The sequence below is a fragment of the Nocardia albiluteola genome (genome assembly GCF_018860155.1).
GTDB classification, from domain to species: domain Bacteria; phylum Actinomycetota; class Actinomycetes; order Mycobacteriales; family Mycobacteriaceae; genus Nocardia; species Nocardia albiluteola.
The window spans coordinates 51,852-62,632 of record NZ_JAHKNI010000024.1; the positions used below are offsets into that span (position 1 = coordinate 51,852).

Genomic DNA, 10,781 nt, shown 5'->3' on the forward strand with positions numbered 1-10,781 from the left:
CAGCCCGGCACATCACCGACCCCGAAAAACAGCATCCCAGCCCTACCCTCGCCATCACCGACCCGAAACAGGCCAGCCGGACAGCTCGACAGCAAGACCTCCACCGACCCGTGACCGGCGGCGATGCGAGCGAAAGCACGTTCGGCAGCTACACCCCCGGCCTGATGATCGCGACCACCAGCCGCGACCTGGCCCCCACCGCGACGGCCCGGCAGGACCGGTCTGGGCCCCGTGGACAGCCGAGCACGGCGACGCGGTCACCCACTGAGTACGACTGGCCGATCTCCCCGAACGCGGCCCACGAATCGCCCATCACACCAGCACCGAACTGCCCTACAACGAGGCAGCCTTCGACCATCACGACCCCCAGATCCAGAACCGCCTCTACCCCAACCAGACTCGACCCACCACCCGATACCCGGCCTGGCACGACACCACCGAGGACAACGGCCTTCGGGAATGGGACATCGCCGCCTAGAAACCTGCCGCCGGTCGGAAGTCGAGAACAACCTGTGCCCGCGTGAAACCGCCAGCGCAGACAGAGGATCCATCGCGGCGCGGGATTCGCGTCAGCCTCCGGCAGGTTGCTCAGCTCGCCGTATGGTCGTCGGCGTGACCTTCGATGATCCTCTGCAGGCTTGCGGCGTCGCCGAGCTCGTGGCGCGCCTCGGGATGCTGGAAGTAGTACTGCAACGCAAAAAACACCCGAGGAGCGCCGATCGAGAAACCGCTAGGTCGAATGCCGAACGTATCGTGCTCGGCACGAACGGAACTAGGCTTGGAGCGATCAAAACGTTCGCCACAACGTTGCACGCCATCATCGCACGGCACTTCTTCAGTACCTTATGAATTGACCCCGTAGATTCGCTGGTTTAGTTGCTTGCCGACATCGGTGAGCCAGTAGACCGGTACCGGCAAGCCATCGAGGCGCGAGGTTCCGGAATCCACATAACCGAAATTTCTCAGCCAGCGCAACGCGGCGCAGCAGGCCGACCGGATCGTCGCCATCTACGACCGATTGAAACTGCGGACCTACGATGCCGAGCGGGTAGCACACCAGGCCCTGGCAGCACGGGCGTGACCGCTTATTCCTGGGATTCCCTCCGGGGCGGAGGATAACTCACAAACCGCCGAGCCGCGCGAGCACATCGAATGCAGTTTCGTTGGATTGGTACAGAGTCCGTATCTCGGCCACTGTGGCGTCGTGGACCGTGGGGTTCTGTAGCGCGAGTCCGTTTCCGAAGACGGTCACGTTGTAGCCGTCATCGGCGGCCTCCAGCATGGGGCCGGTCGCAACGCCCTGTCCGACAAGGCGATCCAATCCTTCGCCGAGGAAGTAGAACCGCCACAGCGGCCCGATGTCGACGCCGTATGCCGCCTTGGTCCGATCGATGATCGGCAATCCGACCCGGGCGATCCCGTCCACGATCTTGAAGTGATCGCCCGCATCCTCCGGCCGTGCGCCCACTGCCGCGACCGAATACGTCAGATCGACCGTGAGATGCGCGTTGTACCCGGCCATTGCCACCCGCGCACCGGAGACGCCACAGTCCGCCGCCAGCGAAAAATACTGCGCCCAATGCGGTTCCACCGCACCGCTCGCGAACTCACCATGGAAGTTGACCAGAATCCGCCGCGCGAGTTCTAGACTCACCGCGTGCGCATAGTCCGGATGGGCGAACGCCGCAGGGTCACGCTGCAGCGGCATCACGGCCCGCTGTTCGGACAGATCGAGCCCGATCAGGAACAATCCCCGCCGATCCCGATGCCGCATCAGAATGTCGGTGATCCGGTGATGCCGCTCGATAGCATCCTCCAACCGCCGCATCGGCGAACCGGTCAAGGTGCTGGTATCGGACAGTGCGGCAATCGAATTCACCTCGCGCTCGGACAACGTGCTGCCACAACCCGCCGTCGCGGCGGACGACGCCCCGGCTGCCGCCGGTGCGACTCCGAGCGCCACAGCGGCACAAGCCGACCCAACCAGTACCCGCCTCACAACCCCGACCCGGCGCATCCGGATTCCTCCTTGCAGTCGTTGCGATTGCAGGCCTCACCGCAGTTGCAGTAATTAGATCTCATCGTCCTGATCGACGACTGCGCCGACACGTGCCAGATCTTCCGCGAATGGGGCGGCAGCGCCTTCCATTTCACCGACGCCCGCACCACCATGCGCTACGACCGCGCCCGCACCAACCTCGACCGCCACCCCAACTACATCCTTGCCGCCTACATGGCCTCCGGCACATGCCGATGAGCGTGAATCCGGATACCGACACCCGGTCTCGAATCGCGAAGTCGGAATCCCGCCAGTGTGGAGAACCAGTCGCTGTGAGGATCGGGAGAATGACAGTCGATGTGATGACCACTCTGCGGGCCTTCTATGCGGCCGAGGCCGCGTACCTCACCGAGGGCGCCGAGTTCGAGCAGATGGCCGCGCACTTGGCCTCGGACGTCGTCATGTATCAGGCGTCCAGCCTGCCCTACGGCGGCGAATGGCGTGGGCACGAGGGCTTCCGGAAGTTCATTGCCACCATGGGCGAAAGCTGGGACGGCCTATGGTTCGACGAACAGCAGTTCCTCAGCGACCAGAATCGGGTCGTGGTCTACAGCCGCGGCCGGCTGCGCGCACGATGTACCGGCCGAACAGTGAAAACGTCACTACTGCAATGGATCAGCTTCCGAGACGGCTTGATCACCGAGTTTCGCCCGTACTACCACGACACCTCTGCGGTGCTGGCCGCACTGACCGAGTGATCGAATCCTAGTCGAATCTTGTCCGGGAGACCCAACACCGAACCGACGGCACTCCGGCAGGGAGATCGACACCATGACCGACAGGACCGGTGTCTGCGGCTAGAGCCACGACGTGACGCCGGAAGTGAACCCAGCGTGACGGCCGCAGCAGATCGGCCCAGGATTCGGTCGATTCGTGGTAGCCGTCGGCGATCGCGACCCGTCGGCACTGTGCGTGCGGCGCTGGTGTGTGGCACGCCCCGGAAGCCCGCCCGGCGAGTCTGGGCAAGCCCTTGCAATCTCTACCCTCGTGTGATTAGCATCTCAGCAACCAGGGTAAGAATGGAGATCTCCTGTTGGAGGCTTCATTCTGCCCTTTTTGCGGTATAGCCTGCGACAGGACGGTCTCCCGGCAGAGAGGCCGGGCATCGTGTCCAGCAAAGTACTTCGTGGCGTTCACGACGTCGTGTCCTATATCGACGAACAACCTCGGATTGCGGGCCGCGCAAGCGTCATCTGGTGGCTGGCCCTAGGCGGGCTGTTCCTCGACGCGTTCGGCAACTCGGCGCTGAGCGCGGGACTCGGCCCCATGACGAAAGACATGCACCTCGACGCCACCCAGGTAGCGATTCTGACCTCACTCGCATCGTGGGTCGCCGTCGTCTTCAATCCTCTCGGTGGCTGGATGGCCGATCGGTCAGGCCGAGTGCGGCCGCTGATCCTGGCGAAGTTCCTGTCGGTCATCGGCGCTGCCTGCTGCGCCTTTGCGCCGGGCTTCGAGGTTGTGCTCTTAGGGCGGTTCTTCGTCGGCGCCGCCTACGGGATCGACTTCGCTATTGCGATGGCGCTGCTGGCCGAATTCACCCCGGCACGCTTCAAGAGCCGGCTGAACACGTGGCAGGGCGTCTGGTACACCGCGGTCTCCAGCAACCTGATTCTGGCGATCGGGTTCTACGATCTCGGTGTCGGTCAGGCGATCTGGCGGTACGCGGTCGGCTCGACGGGTGTGGTGGCGCTGGCGCTGCTGGTCGCGCAGGCGCGATACATGGTCGAGAGCCCCATGTGGGCTGCCCGCAAGGGACGCCTGGAGCAGGCGGCCGAGTCGATGACCAAGATCTACGGCGAGGAATTCACGGCGGCGCCGGCGGGTGATCGGACCCCGATTCGCAACCGGGCCGATGGGGGCTTGGCGAACGTGGCCCTGATATTCCGGGGGATCTATCTGCGCCGCACGCTCTTGGCGAGCACCGTGCAGATGGGTCAGTCCATTCAGTACTTCGCCGTCGGGTGGTACCTGCCGATCATCGGCCTTGCACTTTTCGGGCACAGCTTTACCGTGGCGACCCTCGGTGCGCTCGTCTTCAATGTGTTCGGAATTGTCGGCGGTTTCCTGTCCCCGAAGATCGGTGCGCGGCTCGGGTTGCGCCGAGCATCCGCGCTCGGGTTCGGCGCGGTATTCGTCATGCTGGTGATCTTGGGTATCTGGCATGCGCATCTGCCGCTGGCGCTCGGCTTCCTCATCCCGTCGTTGTTCATCCTGTTCCACTCAGCAGGCCCCGGCGCCAACGGCAAGACGCTGTCCTCGCTCTCGTTCCGCAGTGAGCTGCGCGCCGGAGCCAACGGAGTGATCGGTGCGATCGGAAGCGCCAGCGCCGCACTCGGACTGCTGATCTTCCCGATCCTGCAATCGCGTTTGGGGCTCGGCCCGACGTTCCTGATCCTGTCCGTGGTTCCGCTGCTCTCGTGCATCGTGTGCTGCGTGATCACGTGGGATCCGACCCGAGCCGCACTCAACCCTGACGAAGAGCAGGACGCACCCGGGTTCGCCCGATCCGAGGATTACGAGCCGGGCGCCGACGGCACGGCCGTGCAGAACGGGGTTCGCGTATGAGCTCGACCGCCATCCTCGCAATCGACGAGGGGACAACGGGAACCCGCGCGGCCTGGGTCACCGCCGACGGTGTCGTGCACGATCTGGAATACCGCCGCCTCGCGGTATCGACACCGAGATTCGGCGTGGTCGAACAAGACGCCGGCGAGATTCTGGAAAAGACACTCGACGTGTGCAGGGCTGTTGTCGCCCGCGCAGAGGCGGCCGGCGCGAGTATCGCAGCGGTGGCACTGGCCACCCAACGGGCGACGGCCGTGCTGTGGGACACCGTTACCGGGCAGGCGCTGGTTCCCGCGATGGTCTGGCAGGACTGCCGCCACGCGGACGAGCTCGCAGCCCTTGCCCCGGAGTGGGACAGCACGCTCATGGCCGAGGTAGGACGCCCGACCGGGCTGCGTTCGCCCTACCTGTGGGCCGCGCACAAGGTGCGCGAAGATCCTGCGGTGGCACAAGCCCACCAGGCGGGTCGGCTCGGATTCGGAACCATCGAGACCTGGCTGCTGTGGAATCTCGCAGTGGAGCGCACCTATGCGGCCACCGCGACCAACGTCACCTCGGCAGGGGCATACGTGCTGGCCGAGCACGCCTACCACCGGGACTGGATCGCCGCGCTCGGATTCCCGCTCGAGCTCTTGCCGGAGCTGCGGCAGGACGCGGACTGCCTGGGGCACACCGACCCGGCCACAATCGGGGTCTCGGCCCCCATCCTCGCGGCCATGGGCGACCAGCACGCCGGTGCGGTCGGCCTGGGCTGCCTGGAGCAGGGGCAGGCGATGTGCGTGCACGGCACGGGCAGCTTCGTGGACCTGATCACCGGAACCGAGCCGCCCGCCCGGTCCGCGCTCCATCCCGGGACGCTCACGGTCACCGGGTGGCGCAGAAAACAGGAAACCGTCTATGCGGTCGAGACTTTCACCGCCACCTCGGGGTCCGCCCTGGACTGGGTATGCAACACGCTGGGCTGGTTCGATTCGGCGCAGTCGATCAGCAAGCTCGCGGCCTCGACCACCACGTCGAATGGGATCGTGTTCGTTCCGGCGCTGGCGGGGATTCGGACACCGGTGGTGGAATCACAGGTCAGGGCGTCGCTGACCGGGTTCTCCATGTCGAGCACGCGCGCGGAGGTGGGGTACGCGGTTCTGGAGGGTATTGCGCAATCCGTGGCTGACTCCGCGGAGGCCAACGCGGAGGTCGCGGGGCTCGACGTGACGCACATCGTGGTCGGCGGCGGCTTGTCGTCGAGCGATCCGCTCATCCAGATGCAGGCCGACCTGACCGGGATCCCGATGCGACGCCTGCCGGACTCCGGCGTGGCCAGTCTTCGGGGGGCCGCGTTCATGGCCGGTTCCGACGGACTGCTGTGGAATTCGCTGGCGGAGGCGGCGTCCACGCTCGCTGCCGCGGAGGTCTTCGAACCGAGGCTCGCCGATGGCCTTCGACGCCGCCGACGGGCCGCATGGAAGGCCCGGATAGCCGCAGAACTCGAGCTCGTCGAGTCCCGGGACGCACCGCCACAATCTGCCATCGCCCCTGTCCACAAACAACTTTCGGAAGGATGAACACATTGGTTTCGCTACGCTCGGTATCCATGCCCGCGCGGAGGCCGGCATCGGCGCGGGCGCGGATGGTCTCGGATGCGCCATTGCGGCTCGATCGCGCCGAACAGCTTGCCCACCTCGACGGCGGAGACTTCGACATCATCGTCGTCGGTGGCGGGGTCACCGGCGCCTACACGGCCATGGACGCGGCGCTGCGCGGATTTCGGGTGGCGCTGCTGGAGAAGGACGACTTCGCCTCCGGCACATCATCGAAGTCCTCCAAGATGATCCACGGCGGACTGCGCTATATCGAGCAGGGCAATCTGGCGTTGGTGCGGCACTCGCTGCTCGAGCGGCAGCGCCTGCGCAAGAACGCGCGGCACCTGGTCCAGCGGCTGCCGTTCCTGTTCCCGGTGCTCTCGCACAACGGGGTCTTCGACCGCCGCCTCGCGGCGGGTTTCGAGAGCCTGCTGTGGACCTACGACCTGGCCGGCGGCTGGCGCGAGGGGATCTTGCACCAGAAGCTGACCAAGAACGAAGTGCTGTCACACTGCCCAACTTTCAAGGCCGAGCACCTCGACGGCGGCTTTTTGTACTATGACGCCCGCGCCGATGACGCGCGGCTGACGCTGGCCCTGGCTCGCACCGCGGCGTTCCACGGCGCCACCGTCCTCAACGGAGCCCGGGTCGCCGAGGTGACCCGCCAGGGCGGCAAGGTCAGCGGCGTCGTCGCCGAGGTGGGCAACAGACAGGTCCGGGCCCGCGCCGGCGTCGTCGTGCTCGCGACCGGCGTGTGGCTGCGCGATTGGAGCGGGGCGGGCAAGGACGTCGAGGTCCCCAACATTCGCCCGGCCAAGGGGGTGCACATCGCGGTGCCCTGGTCGAAGATCCGCAACGACTGCACCGTCACCATCCCGGTCCCGGGCCGCAACCGTCGCGCCACCATAACCCGTTGGGGCAACACGGCTTACCTGGGGACCACAGACGAGGACTACCGCGGCGACCTCGACGACGTCAACTGCACCCGCGAGGAACGCGACTTCCTGCTCGACGGCGCGCGGACCGCCCTCAACATCGACATCGAGCCGCAGGACGTGCTGGGCAGTATCGCCGGCTGCCGGCCGCTGGTGGCGCCCCCGGGCGGAAAGACGGTGGAACTCAAGCGAAATCACGAGGTCCGCACCGATCCCGACGGCCTGGTCACGGTGGTGGGCGGGAAGCTGACCACCGCTCGGCATATGGCGGAGCAGACCGTCGACGCGGCACAGGCCGTACTCGGGCGAAAGGGCCGCTGCCGCACCAAGTCGGCGTACCTGCTGGGCGCCGCCGGTTACGATCCGGAAGCGATCGTCGCGTCCGGGGGACTCGCCTCCCACCTGGGGGAACGCTACGGCACCGAGGCCCGTTTCGTCACCGACATTCTTGCCCAGGACCCCACCCTGGGCCGCCCGATTGTCGAGGGCCTCCCCTATCTGGAGGCCGAGGTCGTCTACGCGGCACGGCATGAGCTGGCCCGCAGCGTCGACGACATCCTCTCGCGTCGGACGCGGGCGCGGATCATGGCCCGCGACGCCTCGGCCGCCTCGGCTGAGCGGGTCGGCGAGCTGCTGATGAAGGAGCTCGACCTCCCCCGCTCGGAGGTGGCCGACCAGGTCGCCCACTACCGACTGCAGACAGCACACGAACGCGCAATCCTGATGGGAGACAAGTAGACATGATCAGCAAGGAAGCACTGAAGCGCGGATACAACCGGGGCAATTACACGGTGGGCGCGCCCACCCAGCCCCTCTTCGCGCAGCACGTCGGCCCGGTCGACGGGGAGCCCTGCTTCACCGATGACCCGGTGTCGGTTCCGGAGACCGTCATCGAGGCCCTGACCGCGGTCGCCGACCGAGTCGACACCGAGCCGGCGGCGGTGCGGGAGGGCACCCGGGACTGGTGGGCCGGCACAATGATCGCCGAGACCGGCGGCCGCCCAGCCACACCGCCGGCGGTGATAGCGCATGTGTCGAGCGCCGAGCAGGTGCAGCAGGTGATCCGGATAGCCGCTGCCGCAACGATTCCCGTGACTGTCTCGGCCGGCCGTAGCAATGTCACCGGCGCGGCCCTGCCCGTCCGCGGCGGCATAGTGCTGGATGTGTGCGAACTGAACCGGTTCCTCGGCTTCGACGAGCAGAGCCAGATCGTCGAGGTCGAGCCGGGCATGTTCGGCGATCTTTTCGAGCAGAAGATCCAATCCGAATACGGGATGACGATGGGTCACTGGCCTTCCTCGTATGCGATCAGCACCGTCGGCGGGTGGGTGGCCTGTCGCGGTGCCGGCCAGCTCTCGACCCGGTACGGGAAGATCGAGGACATGGTCTTCGGCCTGGATGTGGTCCTGCCGAACGGGGAGCTCGTCAGCGTCGGCGACAGCGCCCGTGCCGCGGTCGGTCCAGACCTGTTGCAGCTGTTCATCGGCTCCGAGGGAACCCTCGGGGTGATCACCAAGATCCGGCTAAAGGTGCACCGGCTGCCGGACTACGGGCGGGCGCACGCCTACGCCTTCCACAGTTTCGCCGAGGGGCTCGAGGCCTGTCGCCAGATCGTCCAGCAGGGCGCGACCCCGGCCGCGCTGCGCCTCTACGACGGCCTCGAGAGCGGGGTGCAGTTCGGCCTGCCCGACACCAATGTGCTGCTGGTCGCGGACGAGGGCACCCGGGAGCTGGTCGACGCCACAATGCAGATCAGCGCTCGGGTCTGCGCCGAGACCGGGACCGAACTCGACGGAGACGCGATCTACGAGCGTTGGCTCGACACCAGGTATCTGACCGGCAAGAGCGCCGAGGGCTTCACCCGCAGCGCCGGTTTCGTCGCCGACACCCTGGAGATGATCGGCAAGTGGAAGGACCTGCCGGCGATCTACGACGAGGTTGTCGCCGCGATTGCCGCCGTGCCGGGCACGCTGGCCGGCTCGGCGCACCAGTCCCACGCCTACGTCGACAGCGCATGCCTGTATTTCTCGCTGCGCGGCAGCGTAGAGGTCGCGGATCGAGCCGCCTGGTACCGGGCCGCATGGGATGCGGCCAACGAGGTGATCCTCCGGCATGGAGCCACGCTCAGCCATCACCACGGCGTCGGTCTGCTGCGCTCGCCGTACATGGAGCGGTCGCTAGGCGCGGGGTTCGAGGTGCTCCGGGCGGTCAAGTCCGCGCTCGACCCCGAAAATTTGCTCAACCCGGGCAAACTGGGTCTCTAGTACCGTAAGTCGAACCGAACGGTTTGTACGAAAGAAGGTCGACACCGATGCCCCCACTACCCGGCGAACTCGACCTGTGGCTGACCCGGAACCCTGTGATAGCCGCCGTATTCGGCGCCGAGTCGGTCCCGGCGTTCCTCCGGTCCGAATGCCGGGTGAACATCCTCGCGCACGTGTCTCTGCACGAGTTGGCAGGCCTGGTCCAGACGCTGTCGGAGGCCGGTCGGTTCACCTTCGTCAACGCCGATGCCTGCTCGGGCCTCGGGCAGGATCGCGGTGCCGTGGAGTATCTGAAGTCGATCGGCGCACCCGGCGTCGTCAGCACCAAGGGCGCGCTGATCCAACGCACCACCGCGGCGGGGATGGTGACCATGCAGAAGGTCTTCGTCACGGATCGGTCCAACCTGCCGCGCGCCATCAACTCCGTGCGGCAGAACCGACCGCACCTGGTGCAGACGATGCCCTGGCCGGTGCTTTCCCATCTCACACCGCCGGAGATCGAAGGACTCAGCCCGTTCGTCGCCGCCGGGTTCGTGCGCAGCGCCGCCGACGTGTCGGCAGCGCTGCGCGAGGGTGCGCGCGCCGTCTCGACCAGTGCGGCGTCGTTGTGGGATGCGGCGGGCCGCTGATGCTGACACCAGGCGGCGCCGCCGGCCCGGCACAACCACCACCATCTTCATCAAGGAGCAGCATGACCGCGAAGTACTTCCAGGTGATCGCGCACTACCGGGCGCGCCCGGAGTCCGTCGACGCCGTGATCGAGCACCTGCACGAGCTGGCCGCGGCCAGCCGCGACGAGGCGGCCAACCTCTCCTACGAATTCTTCCAGGATGTCGACGACCCCGCGCACATCGTGATCCTCGAGCGGTACACCGACGCCGCCGGATTCGCGGCGCATCGCGAGCAGGAGCATTTCCAGCGCATCGGGCTGGGACAGATCATCCCCCGGCTCGACAGCCGCACCGTCGACACCTTCGCCGGCGCAGAGTAGTAAACGCCGGCGGTGGTGGGGCCTTCCTCGCGGGCGTGGTTCCAGCGGCCGAGGGGCGTCCCCACCTCCTGATCATGCCGGGCCCCGGTCGGCCTACCGGCGGTTGATCTCGTCGATGCGGCGGGTCAACTCGGCCAGGCGGGCCGCGGCGTGCGAGCCGTCGAGCTGCGCCTCGAACGTGGTGCGGGCCGCGCTCACCAGATTCTCGGGGATCTGCGGATAGGCGTCGGCAATCGCCCAGAGGGCGCGCTCGGTCTCGTCGTCCAGTCCGCTGCTGGTGGTCAGGGCGCCGCCATCGACGACCGAGGCCAGCAACCGTTCGAAGTTGCGACGCAGTTGGTCGGGTGAGAGTGGTTCGAGCACAATGCCTCCGTGTGGTACTGCCGG

11 protein-coding genes are annotated in these 10,781 nt (G+C 66.7%); 8 read left to right on the forward strand and 3 right to left on the reverse strand.

What is annotated here, in order from left to right:
- The first annotated feature begins 612 nt into the window (after positions 1–612).
- Positions 613–849, forward strand: coding sequence for a hypothetical protein (locus KO481_RS40095; RefSeq protein WP_215923793.1), 237 nt, complete (start codon positions 613–615; stop codon positions 847–849).
- Positions 850–1,120: 271 nt separating this feature from the next.
- Here KO481_RS40095 and KO481_RS40100 read toward each other — a convergent pair whose 3' ends face one another.
- Complete coding sequence (locus KO481_RS40100) at positions 1,121–1,963, reverse strand: DUF5995 family protein (protein WP_308166964.1); 843 nt, start codon at positions 1,961–1,963, stop codon at positions 1,121–1,123.
- Between the two features lie 108 nt (positions 1,964–2,071).
- Positions 2,072–2,209: a hypothetical protein gene (locus KO481_RS40105; protein WP_215923794.1), complete on the reverse strand. Its 138-nt coding sequence runs from the start codon at positions 2,207–2,209 to the stop codon at positions 2,072–2,074.
- Positions 2,210–2,346: 137 nt separating this feature from the next.
- Here KO481_RS40105 and KO481_RS40110 point away from each other — a divergent pair, with 137 nt between their 5' ends.
- The 7 genes from KO481_RS40110 (at position 2,347) to KO481_RS40140 (ending at position 10,394) form a co-directional block, all read left to right on the forward strand.
- Entirely contained in the window at positions 2,347–2,757 is a 411-nt protein-coding gene (locus KO481_RS40110) for a nuclear transport factor 2 family protein (RefSeq protein ID WP_215923795.1), read from the forward strand.
- Positions 2,758–3,166: 409 nt separating this feature from the next.
- Positions 3,167–4,627, forward strand: coding sequence for an MFS transporter (locus tag KO481_RS40115; RefSeq protein WP_215923796.1), 1,461 nt, complete (start codon positions 3,167–3,169; stop codon positions 4,625–4,627).
- Positions 4,624–6,186 (forward strand): FGGY-family carbohydrate kinase, encoded by a 1,563-nt coding sequence (locus tag KO481_RS40120; protein WP_215923797.1) that lies wholly within the window; start codon positions 4,624–4,626, stop codon positions 6,184–6,186. The genes KO481_RS40115 and KO481_RS40120 overlap by 4 nt, the downstream gene beginning before the upstream one ends.
- A 29-nt stretch (positions 6,187–6,215) precedes the next feature.
- Complete coding sequence (locus KO481_RS40125) at positions 6,216–7,877, forward strand: glycerol-3-phosphate dehydrogenase/oxidase (RefSeq protein WP_215923798.1); 1,662 nt, start codon at positions 6,216–6,218, stop codon at positions 7,875–7,877.
- A gap of 2 nt (positions 7,878–7,879) precedes the next feature.
- Entirely contained in the window at positions 7,880–9,403 is a 1,524-nt protein-coding gene (locus KO481_RS40130) for an FAD-binding oxidoreductase (RefSeq protein ID WP_215923799.1), read from the forward strand.
- 47 nt (positions 9,404–9,450) lie between these two features.
- Positions 9,451–10,032: a glycerol-3-phosphate responsive antiterminator gene (locus KO481_RS40135; RefSeq protein WP_215923800.1), complete on the forward strand. Its 582-nt coding sequence runs from the start codon at positions 9,451–9,453 to the stop codon at positions 10,030–10,032.
- Between the two features lie 62 nt (positions 10,033–10,094).
- Positions 10,095–10,394, forward strand: a complete 300-nt coding sequence (locus tag KO481_RS40140) for a putative quinol monooxygenase (RefSeq protein ID WP_215923801.1) — start codon at positions 10,095–10,097, stop codon at positions 10,392–10,394.
- A 93-nt stretch (positions 10,395–10,487) separates the two neighbouring features.
- On the opposite strand, the gene KO481_RS40145 is transcribed toward KO481_RS40140, so the two are convergent.
- A complete protein-coding gene (locus KO481_RS40145; RefSeq protein WP_308166965.1) occupies positions 10,488–10,757 on the reverse strand; it encodes a hypothetical protein in 270 nt (89 codons plus the stop codon).
- Between the last annotated feature and the right edge of the window lie 24 nt (positions 10,758–10,781).